The following is an 18,693-nucleotide window of genomic DNA, read 5'->3' as shown; positions in this document are numbered from 1 at the left end:
GCGGTTTGGGTGTATCGTTAGCGCTGGGCCGTTTCCAATCTGGCCAGCGTGATACATTCTGCCGTCCGTGCGGCGTAATCCACGGGAACACGCCACCCCCGGAATGCGAGGATTAGCCGGTTGGCGTTGGCCTCAACAATCGACGCCTCGCTGAAATCGGGGATATCATTCAGATGGTCTGACAGCGCCTTGTAAAGGGATTCCTTGGCCGAAAAAACCACCGTACAAAAATGTGCCGGATCGGCATTCGGCGGGATGTGGGCAAGGTCCTGTTCCGTCAGAACCAGCGCGGAAATCTCCTCTGCGGTTTGCGATGTCATCCATGTTTCGCAATCCACACCGATGCCAAACAGGCTTGACGACACCACCGCCACCGCACGGGTGGCGTTGTGGCTGATGGATCCGACAAACCCTTGCGGCCAGACCGGCGCGCGGCCACGGCGGTGGACCTGCCCGTCACTTCCCGCCGCGCGCAGGGCAACAGTTGCACAAAGCCGCCCCGCCAGAAACTCGCTGCGCCTTTTGTCCACCGCGCGGGCAAGATCGGGGGGCAGATCAACCACAACCCTACCGAATTCGGTCTCCGCCTCATGCCGATGCGCCGGGCCAACGGTGAAGCTGCATGACCGCCAAATGACACCCTGCGACTGGATCAAGGGGCGCGAAGAAAGGCAATGCGCGGCGTTCATGAGACTTTTGTCCAACGGTAGAGCATGACAGCGGCCTTGCATAATTCCTCGGCGATGAAAGCATACCAGACACCGATAATCCCCAGCCCCATCGGCACGCAAAGAAACCACGCCAAAGGCAGGCCGAACAGCCAGCTTAGGGATTGGCTGGCCAAGACCGGCCAACGCACGTCCTCGATGGCGCGCAGGGCGTGGAACAATATCATGTTAAAGGCAAAACAGGGTTGCAGGAAAATGGTCAACCATAGCAATCGGCGGGAAAGTTCAAGCACCTCGGGATCATCGGTGAACAGGTGGATAAACGGGTTTACGGCTGCGAAAATCATAATGGCGCAGATCGTCGAAAGGGCTGCGGCGATCCAGGAGGAGCGCAAGCCCTGGCGCTGGGCGGCCTTGGTGTTGCCTGCCCCCAGGCGGTATCCGATCAGAACTTCGCTGCCCTGACAAACCGCCATAATCACCATCGTCAGAAAGGACATCGCAATCATGACATAGGCGCGTGACAGAACCGCAACCTCTCCTTGGGTGGCGATCACGCCCAGCAGGATCATCTGATAAAAGCCGTAGGCCACAAAATCCGAAACGCTTGGCAGGGCCAAGGCCGCAAAACGGCGTATCTTTGCGATATGGTTCCACATTTGCCGCAGGCTGAACCGAAGCCCCAGCGCTCGCGCAAGCAAGATAACCAGCACGATAGAAACCACCACCCGTGTCACAAGGTTCGCCGCCCCCGCACCCGTCACCCCCAATGCGGGCACCGGACCGGCACCAAGGACCAGCAGATATTCAAGCGACAGATAGAGCACCGCCCCCAGCACAGACAACGCCATGACCGTGCGGCTTTGCCCGAATCCTCGCAGGCAGGCCACCGCGGCGTTGCCCAGAAATAAGAACACCATCGTCGCGCCGGAAAAATACAGATAGGTTGTCGCTGATGCCTCGATCTCTGCGCTGAGTGTCATCAGCTTTAATATCCACGGCCCCATGACCGCCAGCAATACCCCCATGACGCCGCCAAGGATGGCATTCGCCGTGCAGGCGATATCAGCCGTCAGTCGCGCGGCATCGGTCTGCCCGCTGCCCAGTTGCTGCGAGATTGTGATAACCGCGCCAATCCCCATCACGGCAGAAAGCTCCACAGCGACGCGCAAGACTTGTCCGGCCACGCTAAGGGCTGCGGCCGTATCGGGGGAATGGGCGCTCCAGATCATCATATCGATGACCATCACGGTAAACATAACCAATGACTGTAAAAACAGGGGATAGCTAAGCTGGAACAGCGTGGCGTTGGTTGTAATCTTCATTCGTGGTTGAACGAAACAAGAGCTGCCAGCGCGTCAAGCGCTGCCAGATCGGCTTCTCCAGCCAAAGGCAAAACAATGGAGTCCGCCACCGGTTTTGCCTGTGCGGCAAGTGCGGCGATGGTTTGATGACGGAACACGTCCAGTACCTCGATTTGCACACCCTGCTCGGCGGCGCGTGCTGCCATTTGAATGGCAAGAATGGAATCGCCACCCAAGGCAAAGAACCCTGTGTTCCGGTCAGGCCGCGATACCCCCAAGAGATCGGCCCAGATTTTGGTCAGGACCGCCTCGATCAAGGGATCGGCATCCGTTGTCGGCCCGTCCTTTCCAGTGCATGCAGGCATATCTGGGGCCTGCGCACCGGGAAGGGTTTGGGCCGGGGGCGGCGCATCGCAGATGTGAAAGCTGCCGTTATATCCCTGTTTTGCAAAGCAACCTGTGTGAAACAGCACGCTGTCGGTGACATGAAATGCCTGTGGATCGACAAGCGGGTTGGGCCGGAAGGCTGCGGCACTGCGTATGGGGTCGCCCGCATAGCCCTTCGCCAAGGCCGGCCCTGCGATCGCCAATTGGCCGATCTGTCCGGGCGGGGCGGGCAGCCCGTCGGCATCCAGAACGGCGGCGCGCACGCCCTTGGCCGGTCGCAACCCATCCGCATCACGCCGGAAGGCTGCCGGATATTCCGGCGGTCCGACCAGCTTGGCCTGCGTATCCTCAAGGCGGCCCATCTTGGCCCCGCCGCCAACCGCCGCCAGATGCGCATGCAGGGCTGCTTGGTCAAAGATCAGCCCATTCTGAATACAGGTCTGCAATGGAGGCTGGTCGGGATAACGGGGCGGGACAAAGGCCAAGGCATGATCTGCATCTGTCATCAGGGGCAGGTCGCAAAGGGGCTGTGCGGCCTCTTGCGCGAGGGATGCAAGAAGGGTTTCGAACCGTCGCGCCAACCGCTCGGCCGTTTCTTGGCCAAACAGATCCGTCGCGAAATCGAAATGCCCCTCTAGGCCATTCGCGTTGCGCGACACTGCTAGCGCCAGATCGAAACGTGCCCGCCCCGTGGATGCCGGTATCGCGTTCCAATGCAGGTCTGTGGTGATTTCCCCGCTGCGCGGCAGCTCGGCCATCGAGAACATCGTCTGCACAAGGGGCGCATGGGTTTCGCTACGCGGCGGCGACATCAGTTCCAACATCTGCTCAAAGGGAAGATCCTGATTGTTATGGGCAGATAAGACAGTGTCACGGGTCCGCTCCAGAAGGTGGGCAAATTCGGTTTGCCCGTCAATGCGGGTGCGAATGGGCAGGGTATTTACAAACAACCCGATGACATCGTGGAACTCGGCCATATGCCGGTTGCTGACCGGTGTGCCAACGATCATATCGCGGCGACCGGTGTGGCGATACAGAAACGCGGAATAGGCGGCAAGCAGACACATAAACAGGGTCGCGCCATTTTCGCGGGCGATCTGTTCCAGCCTATCTGCCACCTCACGGGAAACCCGCAGCGGCACCTGCCCGGCCTTGCGATTGCGCTGCGCGGGATATGGGGTGTCGGTCGGCAGGGCGGTCAGTGCCGGGGCGCCCTCCAGCTGGTCCCGCCAATAGTGTCGCTGATCCTCTAGCGGCACCTTCTTTTGCCAAGCTGCAAAATCCGCATATTGGGCACGGGGCTTGGGTTGGGCCGCAGCGGTATAGCCCGCGCTCAGGTCCTGCAAAATCACGCCAAAGGACCATTCATCCGCAAGAATATGGTGCAGGGTCAATAGCAGTATATGCTCTGTCTGCGCCAGCTTGATCAGCCGCGCACGCCACGGGGGGGCGGCTTGCAAATCAAACGGCATTTCCGCGTCTTGCTTTGTCAGCTGCGCTAGCCGTTTCTGTTGTTCGGATGCGGAAAGGGCAGAGACGTCAGTCCGTTCAAGAACAGGCACGAAGTTGTCCAAGGTTTCGACCCTGGCCGCGCCACGGTCATCGGGAAAACGGCTGCGCAGCACATCATGGCGTTGCGCCAAAGCGGTCAGGGCATTGGCCAAGGCCTCGGCATCCAAATCGCCCGACAATCGCACTGCCAGCGGCAGGTGGTAATCGGCATTGCCTGCATCCAGACGCGCCAGAAGCCATTGGCGGTGCTGGGCGGCAGAAAGGCTTGGCGCATTGCCGACCTCCACCGCAGGCAAGGCCCGCGACACCGTCAATTGGTCAAGCCTTTGGCAAAAACCCCTGAAGCTGCCGGCCTCAAACAGATCGCGCAAAGACACCTCTAGCCCGAGATGGCTGCGCAAATCGCCAATCACGCGCAGCGCAATCAGCGAATGGCCGCCAAGCGTGAAAAAGTCATCCTCGGGGTCTATTTTTGCAACGCCCAAGGCCGTGGCCCAGATGCCTGCAACCAGTTCCTCACGTTGTGACGTCAACTGTGACGTGGTTTGCGGATGTGCCATCTCTGGTGCGGGCAAGGCGTTCCGGGCGATCTTGCCGTTCGGGGTCAGCGGGAAGCTGTCCAAGGGAATAAACAGGCCCGGCACCATATAGGCGGGCAGCGTTTCACCCAGATAGGCCCGCAATGCAATGCGGCTTGGGGCGGGGTCGGTCGCGCGAATATAGGCCACCAGCCGCGCGGCATTCCCCTCACCCCTTATCGCCACAATCGCCTGTGCAATGCCCGGGTGGCTTTCAAGCCGGGCCTCGATTTCGCCCAGCTCGATCCGGTAGCCGCGCAGCTTGATCTGGTTGTCAAACCGCCCGAGGAAGTCAAACGTACCATCCGCCGTCATCCGTAACCTGTCTCCGGTGCGGTAATGCCGCGTGCCATTGTGCATGACGAAGCGGTCGGCCGTCTGGTCAGGCCGGTTGATATAACCGGGGCTAAGCCCCGCGCCGCCGATCCACAGCTCCCCCGCCACGCCGACGGGCACTTGCCGCCCGACCTGATCGCGCAGGCTTAGCGTGGTGTGATCCAGCGGGCCGCCCACTGGCACCTTGGGGCCATGCAGCAGCGCAAGGGTTACCCGAAGTGCGGCCGACCAGATCGTTGTTTCCGTGGGGCCGTAAAGGTTCCACAACTCTGCACCCAACCCCAAAAGATCGCGTGCCAGCGCCGAATCCAGCGCCTCGCCCCCTGCAAGCATGCGCAAACCGGACCGCCCCTGCCAGCCGCTGTCGCGCAAAACGCGCCAGCCCGCAGGGGTCGACTGCATGACCGTTATCGCGTGATCCTCAATCATCCGCGCCAACGCCTTGCCGTCCAGCGCCGCACCAGCCCCCGCCATGACCACGGTGCCACCGGCCACCAAGGGCGCAAAAAGCTCCAGCGCGGCGATATCAAAGGAAACGGTCGTCAGCGCCAGCATCCTGTCGTCTTTGCAAAATCCGGGCACTGACAGCATCGACGCAATGAAATTCGACAGCGCCCCATGCGAGATCGGCACCCCCTTGGGCAGCCCCGTGCTGCCGCTGGTATAAAGGATATAGGCCAGATCCGATGGCCCTGCCTGATCGGGCACGGCGGCCTCACCTTGGCAATCGGCAACCCGCAGCACCGTCACATCCTGTTGGGGCAAGGCCGTGGCGCTGATGTCATCCACCAGCGCCATACGCGCGCCTGAGTCCGACAGAATATGCGCAACCCGTTCAGCCGGGTAGAGCGGGTCCAGCGGCAGATAGGCCCCGCCCGCCCGCCAGACCGCGATCAAGCTGGCCAAGAGGTCGGGGGTGCGATCCTGACAGACCGCCACAACATCGCCCGCCCGCAGGCCCGCATCGCGCAAACCTGCGCCGATCTGCCCTGCCCGTGCGAGCAACCCCGCATAATCAAGCGCCGGACCCGCCACGGTTTCCACCGCCGTATGGTCGCCAAACCGGGCTGCCCGATCCAGCAATTGCAGCAGCACGGGCGGCTTGCTTGGCGGCGTTGGCCCCTGTCCGGCCTTGGCGATCAGCCGGTGTTCTTGCGTGGTCAATATATCGATTTCATCTAGCGTCGCGGCCCCTTGCGCCAGCGCGGTCAAGACCTGCCGAAGGTGCCCACCCAGACGGTCCAGCGTATCAGGCGGGATGCGCGCGCGATCAGCATTAAGGGTGATCCTGATATCATCCTCGGGCAGTACCTTGATTGTCAGGGCGAAATCGGTGCGTTCATGCAGTCCGGCACCACTGAGGCGCAGGCTGCTATGGTCATCCGCCACGGTCAGGATCGTTTCGGGATAGGTTTCAACAATCAAAAGGCTGTCAAACAACGCGGCCCTGCCGGTGATTTTCGAGCAGGCGCGGATCTTGGCCAGGCCCAGATGGCCGTGCAGCTCTCGTTGTCTTTGCGCGCTTTGTATCGATTGCAACCATGGCAAGGTTTCCCGTGCGCCGGTTCGCACGCTGACAGGCACGGTTTGCAAGAATAGGCCGATCATTTCCTCTGCGCCGGCCAGATCGGCCGGACGCCCCGATAGAACCGTGCCGAATGTCACATCCTCCAACCCGCTGTAACGTGACAGAACCAGCGCCCAAGCCCCCTGCATCAGCGTGGCCAGCGTAAGCCGCTTTTCCCGCGCCAAAGCCCTGAGTTGATCGCTAAGGGCGCGGCCAAGCGTGAAGTCATGCGCGTGCAAACCAGTGCCACTCGACGGCTGTTTAATGCCCAAGGGTGTCGGTTCCGAAAGCCCCGCCAGCGTCTCGGCCCAATAGGCCTTTGCAGTGACCTGATCCTGTGCCGCAAGCCAGTCGATATAATCCGAATAAGGGCGCGGCGCAGGACCGGCCGTGCCACCCGCATAGGCATTCAAAACCTCACGCACGATCAGCGCGCCGCACCAACCATCCAGCAAAAGATGGTGAAAGCTCCAGACAAACTGATGCTTGTTATCGGTCAGGCGGATCAAGGCAAACCGCATCAAGGGTGCCGTATCCATTGCAAATCCGGCCGTGCAATCCGCGTGAAGCCAATCTTGCAAGGCGGCCTCCTGCTCTGCTTCAGTGATCCCGCGCCAGTCAAGGAATTGCCAGTCGGGCTGCACCTGCCTTTGGATAATCAGCGCCGGATCATCCAGATCCTCCCAATGGCAACGGGCGCGCAGAATGTCGTGACGGTTGATCGTTGCCTGCCACGCATCGCGGAAGTGGTTATGATCCAGCTGCCCCTGCAACCGGCCCCAGTATTGCTGTACATAAATGCCGGAACCGTCTTGATACAGCGATTGAAACAGCATGCCTGCCTGCCCCGCAGACATTTCAAAGACATCCTGGACGTCGTCGATAGCATTCATTTTGAGGTGTCCTTCAACTGTGCGCGCAGTTTGTTGAGCTTGTTGTTTCCGGCAGTGCTGCCGCTTGCCTGCCCGCGCAATTCCGCCACATGCCGCGCCGCAAGCCTGGCAATGGTTGCGCCGGAAAACAGGCCGGGGTCGTATTCCCATTTCAGCAGGATGCCATCCTCCATGGCCTCGGCCCGCAGGTGTAACCCCGTAGGTGCCAGCACTTGTGCCAGTTGTTCGGCCGGTGCTTGCCACGACGCGATAACTGCCTTTTCAACAATCCTGCGTGGATCGATACCGGCCCGATCACCGACCGCCAGCGCATCTGTCAGGGCCTTTTCCGAACCCGCAACCCCCGAGGGCAAAGCCGCCAGAACGGCAGGCATGGCGCGGACCTCGGTCTCTGTTCCATCAATCAGCACCAGCGAAAAGGGGGCCTGTCGCCAATGCCAGATCGTGCGGGCCAGCGCCGCTGTCATCAGCCGTGCGGGTGTCGTATTGCGCAGCTTGGCATCTGCATGCAGCTTGGCCAGATCTGCCGCGCCCAGCATTTGCTGTACTGGCGCGCCACCGCCGCCGATGCTGTCGCCCGCGACAGGGGCCAGACCGGCGATATCATTGCCAATCGGCCCGCCTGACAGCGCCACCTGCCACGGGGTCTTTGCGGATTGTGCGGCAGCCGCTTGCAGGGCCACGGTCTGGTTTTCGAACATCTGGGCAGGGGTCAGGATCAGGCCGCTCTCTCGGGCACGGGATGCGATTTGTATGGCCCGCACGGAATCGCCGCCCAAGTCAAAGAAATTGTCATCAACGCCAAACCCGTTTTTTTGAAGCACATCTGCCCAGATCCCATGCAGCAAAACTTCGGCCCCGGTTGTGGGCGTGCGCCTCGGGGCCTGTTCGTCCGCATCCGGTTTCGGCAGTTGCGCGCGATCGATCTTGCCGTTGGGATTCAACGGAAATGCGGCAATGCGAACATATTGGGCAGGGATCATATAGGATGGCAGGGAGTCGGCCAACTGCCTGCGCAAGGCCTGCGCATCAAGCGTTTGGTCACCGCGGTAATAGGCAAGCAGGCGGCCACCATCAACCATTGCCAATGCCTCGGCTATTTCGGGCAGGGCGGTCAGCGCGGCTTCGATTTCTCCGGGTTCTATCCGGTATCCGTTCAGTTTGATCTGGTGATCGACCCGACCCAGAAACTGCAAGGTTGTATCCCCTTGCAGCACCACGCGGTCACCGGTGCGGTAAAGCCGCTCATTCCCTGATGTCAGAAAGCTGCGCATATTCATATCGGGCCGGTTGCGATAGCCGGGGCTAAGTCCCGCGCCCCCGATAGCAAGCTCACCCGCAATGCCAGCGGGCAAAACCGCCCCATGGGGGTCGAGTACCCGCAGGCTGGTATTTGCGACCGGCCCGCCAACCGGCACAACCGGCCCGGCCAGATTCCTGGGGGTGATTTTAAGCGCTGCCGACCAAATGGTCGTTTCGGTCGGCCCATACATATTCCACAAGCTCTTGACGTTTGCATGCAGGCGTTGTGCCAAACCGGTCGGCAATGCCTCACCGCCGCTAAGCGCGACAAGTTCAGGCGCGCCATGCCAGCCGTGATCCAGCAAAAGCCGCCACGTTGCCGGTGTGGCCTGCATATGGGTGATGCCGTGGCGGGGAATTAAACCGGCCAGTTGCGCGGGCATCGCTGTGTCTGCAGTGCCAGCCATGACCAATGTGCCGCCAACAGACAGCGGCAGGAAAATCTCAAGCGCGGAGATATCGAACGCGACCGTGGTCAGGGCCAGCATGCGCAGGTCTTGTCCGGTCCCCAGAATATCTGCCGTCGAGGCGATCAGGTTCGACAAAGCGCGGCGCGTGATCGGCACGCCTTTGGGCCAGCCGGTGCTGCCGCTGGTATAGATCAGATAGGCGATGCGGTCCGGATCCGGCGCAGGCAGATCGCCCTGCCCCGTCAAGGTGGCAGGATCGACCAGAGGGCAGATGGTATCCAGCGGGTGATCCGAGAGGACAAGCGCCACATCCGCATCTTGCAGGATATAGTCCCTGCGCGCGACCGGCATCTCGGGGTCAAGCGGCACATAGGCCAGCCCTGCGCGCAGGGCGGCTAGCATCGCCACCACCAGATCCGGCCCGCGCCGCATAGAGATCGCAACGCGCGCATCCGGTCCGTGCAGCTCTGGCCGCGCCAAAAGCCCATTGGCCATTTGCCCCGCACGGTCCCATAAATCAGCATAGTCCAAGGATTGCCCGCTTGTCGCACAGATCAGTGCCTCTGCGCCCTTTTGCTTTTCTATCTGCTGCAGAAGGTCGGGGATATTGCTGTCAGGGCCGCGTAAAACGGCATCGCGAGTCTGATCCGGTGGGATAAAACTGAACGCCGAGAGGCACATATCAGGCGCATCCGCCACGGCATGCAACAGCGTTTCAAACTGGGCCTTCATGCCTCGGATCTGATCCCCGGAAAACAGGGCCGGACGGTATTCGATGATGACGCCGTAACCGCCGGGTTGATCCATCACATGCCAGCTTAGGTCGAACTTTGCCTGTGGCAGGGGCAAAACGCGCTGACGCACCGCAAGGCGGGGATCGCCAAGATCGATTTGCGCGGCGTTCTGATGGGCATAGCCGCCGGTTTGCACTTGAAATAGCGTCTGAAATAATGGCGTTTGCCCCGCATTTCGGGCCGCGCCGACCGTGTCAACAACGCGGGCGAAAGGCAGGTCCTGATGCTCGAATGCACGGGCGAACCCCTTGCCAACCCGTGCCAGAAAGGTGCGGAATGTCATATCCGGTTCGATCCGGTTTCGAAGCACCAAGGTGTTGACGAACAACCCGATCAGCCCTGATTTTTCCTCAGAATCGCGGCCGGCGGTGGGGGTGCCGACCGCGATATCCTCGGCGCCGGTCAGCCGGTGCAGCAACAGTTGGAACACCGCCAGCATCAGCACATATTGCGACACGCCAAGCTGTGCCGCCAAACCGGCGATCCTTGCGGACAGATCCGCGCCCAAAGGCAAGGTAACGGTTTCGGCAGAGGTATCTGCGGCGCGTTTCCATGATGACAGGCTTTGCGGGGCAATGCCTTCCAGCTCTGCACGCCAGAAGGCTGCCTGCGCTGTGGCGTCGGATGAGGCAAGCCACTCTGTCTGATCCAGCACGATATCGGCGAAGTGGCGCGTAATCGGGGGGAGATCTGGCTCCTGCCCTGCGACATAAGCTTGGTAACTGGCCGCCAGTTCACGCAGAAAGATACCGCGTGACCAGCCGTCGCAAATGATATGGTGAAACGCGAACAGGACCGAAAAGCGGTCTTGGGAATGTTGGAGCAGCCGCACACGAAACAACGGTGCCACACCAAGATCGAAAGCTTGGGCAACAAAATCGCTTTCGGCGGTGGCAATGGGGGGAAGGCTGGTGGCCAGATCAAAGGGCACTGTTGCCCGAACCTGCTGGGTCGGAGTGCCATCCTTGATGGTGAATGCCGTCCGCAAAGGCTCGTGGCGGGCAATAAGATAGGTCAGCGCCCGACGCAGGGCATCCAGATCAAGCGCCCCCTCGACATCCCATGCAAATGCAATGGACAGGGCGGTTGTCTCGGGATGCACCTGCTGCAGCAGCCAGAACTGCATCTGTGCCGGTGATAGCGGCAGATGATCGGGGCGGGGCCGTGGTGGGGTATCGGCAACAATGAGGGACCAATCGATTCCGCGCGCCTCTACTTTGGCGCGGAATCCGGCGCGTTCCTGCGGCGACAGGGCGGCAACACGGGCCCTGATGGCTTCGATTTGGTCATGCATTTGCGTCAGGCAGTCTTTGGCGGGCGGCTTGCGGCGTTCGCGCTCGCAAGCCGCGCGATCTTGGGCAAGCCGCCCATGACCAAATCGTAATCCTGCACAAAGTCGATCAGACAGGCGGTCTCATCGACCCCCGCATCGGCGAGGGCCTGCACAAAGGGTTGCACGCTTTCGGGGCTGCCGATTAACGAGCGGCCGTTCATAAACCCTTCGACCCCGAATTTCAGCAAGGTTTCCAGATCATCCTCGCTGAAATCCGAGAGCTTGACGTTCAGGTTCATGCTTTTGGCAAGGCTTTCGAGCAGGTGATAATGCGTGCGTAGATATTCGGTAAAGGGTTCAATCACATTGGCCTTGGCCGTCTCGACATCATCGGCCAGAAAGGTGTGGACCATCATCGTGACCTTGCCCGCATCCGGGTCATGGCCGTTCTGGTCCAAAGCCTCACGGTAGGCGCGGATTTTGACGGCGACATCATCAAGCGTTTCGCCCAGCAAAGAGCACAGCACATTGATGCCACGGCGCCCCGCCTCGATAAAGGTTTCGGTCGATTGGCAGGCCACCCAGAAGGGGATGCGCGGCTGCAAGGGGCGCGGCAGGGTTTTGGCCGCGACCAGATTGCCGTCGGCATCCTCGAATTCAACGCTGTCGCCGGCCAGCAGGCGCGTGACCTGCTCATAGCCCTGCCACATCTGGGTGCGGCGGAACCCATGCGGTTCACGCGACAGCACAAATTCCTCCATCGTCCAGCCAGAGGCCATGGCGATGCCCGCGCGCCCGCCCGAGAGGTTGTCGACAACGGCCCAATCCTCGGCCACGCGTACGGGATGGTGAAGCGGCATCACCACACTGCCCGACCGCAGCTTGACGTTTTTCGTGGCCACCGCCAAGGCGGCATGGATCACCGCCGGATTGGGGTACAGCCCCCCGAAGGCATGGAAATGACGTTCCGGGACCCAAAGCGCCGACAACCCGTTGGTATCGGCAAACGCGGCGCTATCCATCAACAGACGATATGCGTCGGGGTTGCGGGTTGCGCCGTCACCGTCGAAATAGAACAGGCTGAACTGCATGGCTGGCTCCTTATGGGGCATTGAATATTATTATTTCGTTTCCGTGGGTTGGATTTCGAATTCGTCCAAAAGGCTATCAAGCAGCGACAGGTCGCGCGCGGCATCCGCGCTGGCCTTTTCAACAGCGGCGGCAATTCCGGCAACGGTTGGCGCCTCATAGAGTAAGGCCCGCACAGGCAGCTCCACGCCGAAATCCTTGCGAAGGCGGTTGATGATCTGGATCGCCAGCAAAGAGTGCCCGCCCAGCTCAAAGAAGTTATCCTCGGCCCCGATGTCGGCCACGCCCAGCATTTCCGACATCACATTGGCCACGGCAATTTCATAGTCATTGCGGGGCGCGACAAAGGCGGTTTTCAGCTGTCTTTCTGTCGGTTCGGATGGCTCGGGGGGGCGGGCAAGCAATCGTTCGCGCAGATCACCATGGGAAACGGAAACCAGCCCGGCCTGTGGTTGGGCCAAGACCGCATGAACGGCCTGCCAGACGTCGGATTCTGTCAAAACACGCGTGGCCGAGGCCTGTGCTGCGGTCCCGATCGATCCGGTTTCTGCCACATCCCAGCGCACGGCTTGCCAGATTGTTTTCCCCTGACGCCGCGCACAAAGCGTTTCTGTGTCAAGCCAGGCATTGGCAGCCGCATAGGCGGCAAAGCCATGCCCCCCCACGACGGAGGACAGCGAGGATTGCAAAAGGCAGAAGGTGGCCGAGCGCTTGGCCAAGGCCTGTCGCAACGCCCGCATCCCGCGCCGTTTCACATCAATCACGCGTTTGGCCTCGGCCAAGGTGATTTGGGTAAGCGGGGCGAAATGGGCATCCCCCATCGCGGCGCTGTGAAACACACCGGCAATCGGCCCCATCTCCCCTTCGGCATCGGACAAAACAGAGTCCAGCCACAAGGGATCACCATCATCGCCGTTGTATATCCGCGCATCCAACCCGCGCAGCGCGGCAATCATCCGCGACGCCGGATTTTGCGGGCCATGTGTGGCCAGCCAGCTGTCCCAATCCTTGCGGTCAGGCAGGCCGGTTCCGGCCAGAACAAGCTGCGCGTTCTGTTGCCCCAGCGCTTTTACAAACACATGCGCCAACCCATTCACCAGATCGCCAACGATAAGGAACGGGCCATTGGCAAGGGGCAAACCCTCTGCTGTGGCAAGCGGGGTCGGTGTGTCGTCCAGCTGCCAAAGATAGCCGCCGCGCAAGGCCAGATGCAAAGCGTCGCCATGATCCATGGCCAGAACGAGACCCAGCGCAGGGTCAGCGCCGCTTTCAGGCAGATCAATGGAACGGCAGGTCACGCCCGGCAGCTCTTGTCGCAGGACTGCAACCAAACCAAGGGCCGCCGCCGTATCGGGGCAGAGGGTCTCAGCGCCCGTGACCTCTTGCATGCCGGTGCCCAGCACCGTCACATCGGCCTGATCGCCCAATTCGGTCAGCGCCGCGGCCAAAGCCATCACGCGAGCGGCAAGATCCTTGGTGCCTGTGACGATTATACGGCGCGTCTCAACCTTGCGCAGAACCTGAACGTAGTGATCGGGGTTGAGCGGATCAATCCGGAACCCGTGGTCCGTTTCCTGAAAGCTGCCATCGTCGGAGTCTTTGACCGCAAGCATGCCCTCCAGCGGCAATACCTTACCGAAGACCAACCTAGGGTCATTGCCGCAGGCCTGGGAAATTGGAACGCGTTGCCAAATGGGTTGATAGAACAGGCCACGATTGGATGCGGGTTCGGCCCCTTGCGGCTTGGGGGGCAGCCAGAAGGTTTGACGCTCAAACGGGTAGCCCGGCAGGGGAACACGCCGACCGGCTGCTTTGGGCCGCAAGGCAACGCCTGCCGCCCAAAGCGCACCACTGGCCTGCTGGGTTTCAATGGCCCCGTCGCGCGCGCCCGCATCGGGCAGCGTGGCGATGCTGCGCCCCTTTTGCCCAAGCTGTTGGCGCGCCAGACGGCTAAGGCCGACACCGGGGCCGATCTCAACCAAAAGCGGATGATCCAGCGCCATAACCTCTGCCACGCAATCGCCAAACCGCACAGGTGCGCGCAGATGCTTTACCCAGTATGCGGGGTCCGTCGCCTCGGCCTCGGTCATCCAGTCGCCGGTCACATTGGACAGGATTGCGGTTTGCGGCGGATGAAGCGTGACCTCGCCCAGCACGGCCCGAAACCCGTCCAACGCCGGTTCCATCGCGGCACTATGAAAGCCATGCGAGGTGCGCAAAGTCCGGCAGCCGATACCGCTTTGGTCAAACTGTCGGGCCAGTTCAGCTATTGCCACAGCGGGGCCGGACAGGGTGACGTTGCGCGGGGCATTCACCGCCGCGATCTCGACCCCCTCGGGCAAAGCGCCTTTGGCCTCACGTTCCGACATCATGACCGACAGCATCGCGCCGGGCGCGCAAGCCTGCATCAGCGCGCCTCGGGCACAGATCACACGCAACGCATCAGCCAAGGAAAACACCCCCGCCAGCGTGGCCGCGACATATTCGCCAATGCTGTGGCCCAACATCGCCACCGGAGCCACCCCGCGGGCCATCCACATACGGGCCAGCGCATATTCTGTGGCAAAAAGCGCGGGCTGCGTATAGCGGGTCTCATCGATTTTTGCATCATCGCAGGCCGTAAGCAGCAGACGGCGCATGTCCAGATCGGCGGGCAACAACGCAAGGCATTCATCCAAGGCCGCCGCAAAGACGGCATCGGCCGCATATAGATCACGGCACATGCCGGAGCGTTGGCTGCCCTGCCCCGAAAACACAAAAACAGGGTCGGGGGCCTTTAGGGGCGCGATAGGCTGACTTGCCTCATCGCGCAATGCGGCAATGGCATCTTGGCGGGTCGCGGCCACGACAAATTGCCGATGGTCAAACGCTTTGCGGCCCGATTGCAGCGTATAGGCGCAATCGGCCAGCGATGGCGCATCTGCACGCTCCAGATGATCGGCAAGCTGTACGCGCATCGTCGCAAGGCCCTCTGGTGTGCGGGCCGACAGGGGCAGCATATGGGTGCCATCGGCAGGGGTTGTGCGCTGTTGGGCGGGGGGTTCCTCGACAATCAGATGGGCGTTGGTGCCACCGATGCCAAAGGCGCTTAGGCCGGCGCGGCGGGGCCTGTCGGCATCTATGGGCCAATCGCGCCCCTCGGCCAGCACATCGAAGGGGCCGAAATCACATTTGGGGTTGGGCGCATTGAAATGTACCGTTCCCGGCAGGTAATCATGACGCAAGGATAGCAATACCTTAAGAAGCCCCGCCATTCCGGCTGCCGCGTCCAGATGGCCAAGGTTCCCCTTCACCGCCCCCAATGCGCATCGTTGGCCCACCGCGATCAAGCCCTTGCCGTAACTGCGGTTAAGCGCAGCCAGCTCAATAGGATCACCCAGCGCGGTGCCGGTGCCATGGGTCTCGATGAAGTCGATATCCTTGGGCGTGACCCCCGCATTGCGCAGGGCGGCGGCAAGCACGCCCGCTTGGCCCGCAACGCTGGGCGCTGTTATGCTGACCTTGTTACCGCCGTCATTGTTCACGGCCGAGCCTAGCAAAACACCGTGGACCGTATCGCCATCGGCCAAGGCATCGCCAAGCCGTTTAAGCACAACAACGCCCGCGCCATTGGTAAAGACCGTCCCTGCGGCATCGGCATCAAAGGGCCTGCAGCATCCATCGGGTGCAGAAATGCCGTCGGGCTGGTGCAGATAACCTTCGGGCCGGGGCTGGTTTACCGCGACGGCCCCGGCGATTGCCATGCTACAATCACCATTGCGCAAGCCCTGGATTGCCTGATGCAGCGCCACAAGCGCGCTGGAGCATGTCGTCTGTACCCCGACCGAAGGGCCCGTCAGATCCATATGAAATGACGCCCGCGCCGCAACCATACCGCCGATATTGGCCAAGCCCGCCGCCAGCTGATCAGCCCTGTCAGCCACCCGCAAAAGATGCCCCGCCAAGGCAGACCCCGCATAGACGCCAACGGCGCGATCAAGCCGCGTCGTGTCATAGCCCGCATGTTCCAGCGCGTGCCACGCACATTCAAGAAACATACGTTGCTGGGGGTCCAGAAGCTCGGCTTCGCGGGGGGCATAACCGAAAAACGCGGCGTCAAAGCCGTCAGCTTCGGGGGGGCCACCCCAAACGGGCACATATTGGGCGTCTTGCGCCTCTTTGCCGGCCTGTGCCGCTGTCAAATCCTTTGGCGTGACCGCGCGCAGGCCCGAGGCCCGATCCCGCAGCAAATCCCAGAACTCATCCAGATCTGCCGCGCCGGGCAGCCGGGCCGACATGCCAATCACGGCAATCTTTTCGTTGGCCGGTTGGTTGCTCCGTTCAATCTGTACCCGTGCGCGATGCAACAGATCCTGCATCTCGCCCATATCCGCTTGGGTTGGATCGGTCATTCTTGCCTCCGTGGGGATTGCGCGGGATCCAGCAATGCCCGAAGGGCCCGCATATCCTCGGTCTTTGATGATTGCTCTGTGTCTTGCTGCCGGAACAGCCGCGCCAACAGGTGATCGGCCAGTGCTTTTGGGGTGCTGTGTTCAAAGATCACGGTTGCATCCAGATCAAGCGCCAGCTCTTGCTCCAGCGCGGCAATGAGTGACACAGCGCTGACCGAATCCAGCCCCATCTCGAAAAAGCGGCCATCGTCTGTGACCGTATCCGTGTTGCCGGTTGCCTGCGCCAAAGCCTTGCGAAGATGCGACAACAGCCGCCCCTTGCGCAAAGGTGCGGGCAGGCTTTTCAATTGAGTCAAGAATGCCCCGTGCGGCGCCGCAGGGGCGCTGTTCTGCACGGCATTTGCCTGCCATTCAGCCACCGCGTCCTGCCACTGGGCGGCCTTGCAGGCCAAACGCTGGATCTTGCCGCTTGGCGTGACCGGAAGCTGGGCGGGGCGCAGCAAGGTGATACGGTCCGGCGCAAGGCCGTGACTTTGCCCCAAGCCATTGCGAATATTGGAAAAGACACTATCCGGCTGCACATCCCGACAGGCTTGCCGTGTCAGCTCGCACAGGATGCCAAGCCCGCCGTTCACTTGCTCAAAGGCGGCGACGCGGCCCTCGGCGATGGCTGGGTCAGAGTCGGCAACGCTGCGCTCCAGATCTTGCGGGTAATGGTTTTGCCCGCGCAGGATGATCAACTCTTTCAGGCGGCCGGTTACAAACAACCGACCTTCTTGCACAAAGCCCAGATCGCCCGTGCGCAGCCAGCCCCCGGTGCCTTCCAGATGCTGATTAAAAAGCTCAGGGGCGCCGGTCTTCCAATAGCCTTTTGCAACATTCGGCCCGCGCAACCAGATCTCCCCCACCCTGTCGGCGGGGGCGCGTTGCAGGGTGCCGGAGTCGACAATCGCGATTTCTTGCGGATCTGTCGCGACGCCGCTTTCCGGCAGGGTCACATCCTGACCTGCCGCAATACGCCCCTGCCGAAGTGCTGCGGCGTCAAGGCGGGCGTGGCGCGCCAGCTTTGCAGGGGGGGTGACGCTGACGCACAGCGTGGCCTCGGCCAGACCGTAGCAGCCGACCCAGTGGCAGGGCGTGAACCCCGCACCGGCAAAGACCTGTTGAAACTGTTGCTGGGTGTCGGCACGGATCGGCTCGGCACCTGAAAACGCGACCCTAAGGGCGGAAAGGTCAATGCCTGCGATTGCCTCGGGGGTGGCGCGGCGCAAGATGTGGTCATAGCCAAAGTTCGGCCCCCCCATCACCGTGGCTTCGTACCGGGTCACCATTTGCAGATAGCGCAGCGGATCGCGCAGGAACGATGTGGGCGTCATCATCGTGTTGGAAATGCCCAGATGAACCGGCGTTAGTATCCCCCCGATCAGCCCCATGTCATGGTAATGCGGCAACCAGCCCACGATGCGATCCAGCGCGGTAAAGCCAAAACCTGCACGGATCTGCGCCAGATTGGCCTGCAACATTCCGTGGGTAATCATCACGCCTCTTGGCGCCTCGGTCGAGCCGGATGTGTATTGCAAGAAGGCAAGATCCTCGGGGCCGGCCTGAAACCCGATGGCCGCGCGATCAAAAGCTATTGGCCCCGCCCCTGCTGCCAATGGGGCATGACAGGCTGCAAGACCCGCCTCTGCGGCTTGGGCCGACAACCGGTCAAGATCATCCGCGCTGCATAGGATCATCGAGACGCCAGCATCGCGCGATACATGCCCCCAACGGCTAAGCCGTTCACGCGGGCGAGGTAGCGACACGGGCACGGGAACAGCCCCGATACAAAGGCACCCCAGAAAGGCCGCGATAAACTCAAGCCCAGTCGGATAGGCCAAAAGCACCCGCGCGCCGCGCCCGATACCTTGCTGCGCCAAATACTGTCCCACGGCCCATGCCTGCGCATCCAGCTTGGCCCAGGTCCAGACTGTTGCACCGGCATCACCGCGATCGGGAAGAAACCGGAACGCAATTTCGGCAGGTTTTTGAAGGGCGTGGCTGGCCAAATCGTCGACAAGGCTTTGGAACACCCCGCCGGGATGGGCGGGCAGCCATGCAGCGTCTTTGAACCGTATTGATTGACTTGCCATTGTTCCGCCTAGAACCACGATGGGAGACATAGATGTCTGCTGCGATGGGCTTGG

7 protein-coding genes are annotated in these 18,693 nt (G+C 61.4%); all 7 read right to left on the bottom strand.

Going from position 1 to position 18,693, the window contains the following annotated elements:
• Nucleotides 1-17: 17 nt before the first annotated feature.
• From EOK75_RS08365 to EOK75_RS08335, 7 genes are read right to left on the bottom strand one after another with little or no spacing between them, the layout of a single operon-like run.
• A complete protein-coding gene (locus EOK75_RS08365) occupies nt 18-689 on the bottom strand; it encodes a 4'-phosphopantetheinyl transferase family protein (RefSeq protein WP_168199187.1) in 672 nt (223 codons plus the stop codon).
• Nucleotides 686-1,993, bottom strand: a complete 1,308-nt coding sequence (locus tag EOK75_RS08360; RefSeq protein ID WP_137193514.1) for an MATE family efflux transporter — start codon at nt 1,991-1,993, stop codon at nt 686-688. The genes EOK75_RS08365 and EOK75_RS08360 overlap by 4 nt, the downstream gene beginning before the upstream one ends.
• Entirely contained in the window at nt 1,990-7,245 is a 5,256-nt protein-coding gene (locus EOK75_RS08355; protein WP_168199186.1) for a non-ribosomal peptide synthetase, read from the bottom strand. Before EOK75_RS08355 ends, EOK75_RS08360 begins: the two co-directional genes overlap by 4 nt.
• Nucleotides 7,242-11,045, bottom strand: coding sequence for a non-ribosomal peptide synthetase (locus tag EOK75_RS08350; protein ID WP_137193512.1), 3,804 nt, complete (start codon nt 11,043-11,045; stop codon nt 7,242-7,244). The genes EOK75_RS08355 and EOK75_RS08350 overlap by 4 nt, the downstream gene beginning before the upstream one ends.
• Nucleotides 11,046-11,050: 5 nt before the next feature.
• On the bottom strand, nt 11,051-12,115 hold the full coding sequence (locus tag EOK75_RS08345; protein ID WP_137193511.1) for an LLM class flavin-dependent oxidoreductase: 1,065 nt from the start codon (nt 12,113-12,115) through the stop codon (nt 11,051-11,053).
• A gap of 30 nt (nt 12,116-12,145) precedes the next feature.
• Entirely contained in the window at nt 12,146-16,504 is a 4,359-nt protein-coding gene (locus tag EOK75_RS08340) for a type I polyketide synthase (RefSeq protein WP_137193510.1), read from the bottom strand.
• Nucleotides 16,501-18,639, bottom strand: coding sequence for an AMP-binding protein (locus tag EOK75_RS08335; protein ID WP_168199185.1), 2,139 nt, complete (start codon nt 18,637-18,639; stop codon nt 16,501-16,503). The genes EOK75_RS08340 and EOK75_RS08335 overlap by 4 nt, the downstream gene beginning before the upstream one ends.
• Nucleotides 18,640-18,693 lie beyond the last annotated feature (54 nt).

It is taken from the genome of Pseudorhodobacter turbinis (genome assembly GCF_005234135.1).
GTDB lineage: Bacteria > Pseudomonadota > Alphaproteobacteria > Rhodobacterales > Rhodobacteraceae > Pseudorhodobacter > Pseudorhodobacter turbinis.
This window is presented reverse-complemented; position numbering and strand designations above follow the sequence as displayed.

Excerpts from the sequence above, each read along its gene's own strand:
- EOK75_RS08345 (WP_137193511.1), bottom strand. The coding sequence starts at position 12,115 with ATGCAGTTCAGCCTGTTCTATTTCGACGGTGACGGCGCAACCCGCAAC.
- EOK75_RS08355 (WP_168199186.1), bottom strand. The coding sequence starts at position 7,245 with ATGAATGCTATCGACGACGTCCAGGATGTCTTTGAAATGTCTGCGGGG.
- EOK75_RS08335 (WP_168199185.1), bottom strand. The coding sequence starts at position 18,639 with ATGGCAAGTCAATCAATACGGTTCAAAGACGCTGCATGGCTGCCCGCC.
- EOK75_RS08350 (WP_137193512.1), bottom strand. The coding sequence starts at position 11,045 with ATGCATGACCAAATCGAAGCCATCAGGGCCCGTGTTGCCGCCCTGTCG.
- EOK75_RS08365 (WP_168199187.1), bottom strand. The coding sequence starts at position 689 with ATGAACGCCGCGCATTGCCTTTCTTCGCGCCCCTTGATCCAGTCGCAG.
- EOK75_RS08360 (WP_137193514.1), bottom strand. The coding sequence starts at position 1,993 with ATGAAGATTACAACCAACGCCACGCTGTTCCAGCTTAGCTATCCCCTG.
- EOK75_RS08340 (WP_137193510.1), bottom strand. The coding sequence starts at position 16,504 with ATGACCGATCCAACCCAAGCGGATATGGGCGAGATGCAGGATCTGTTG.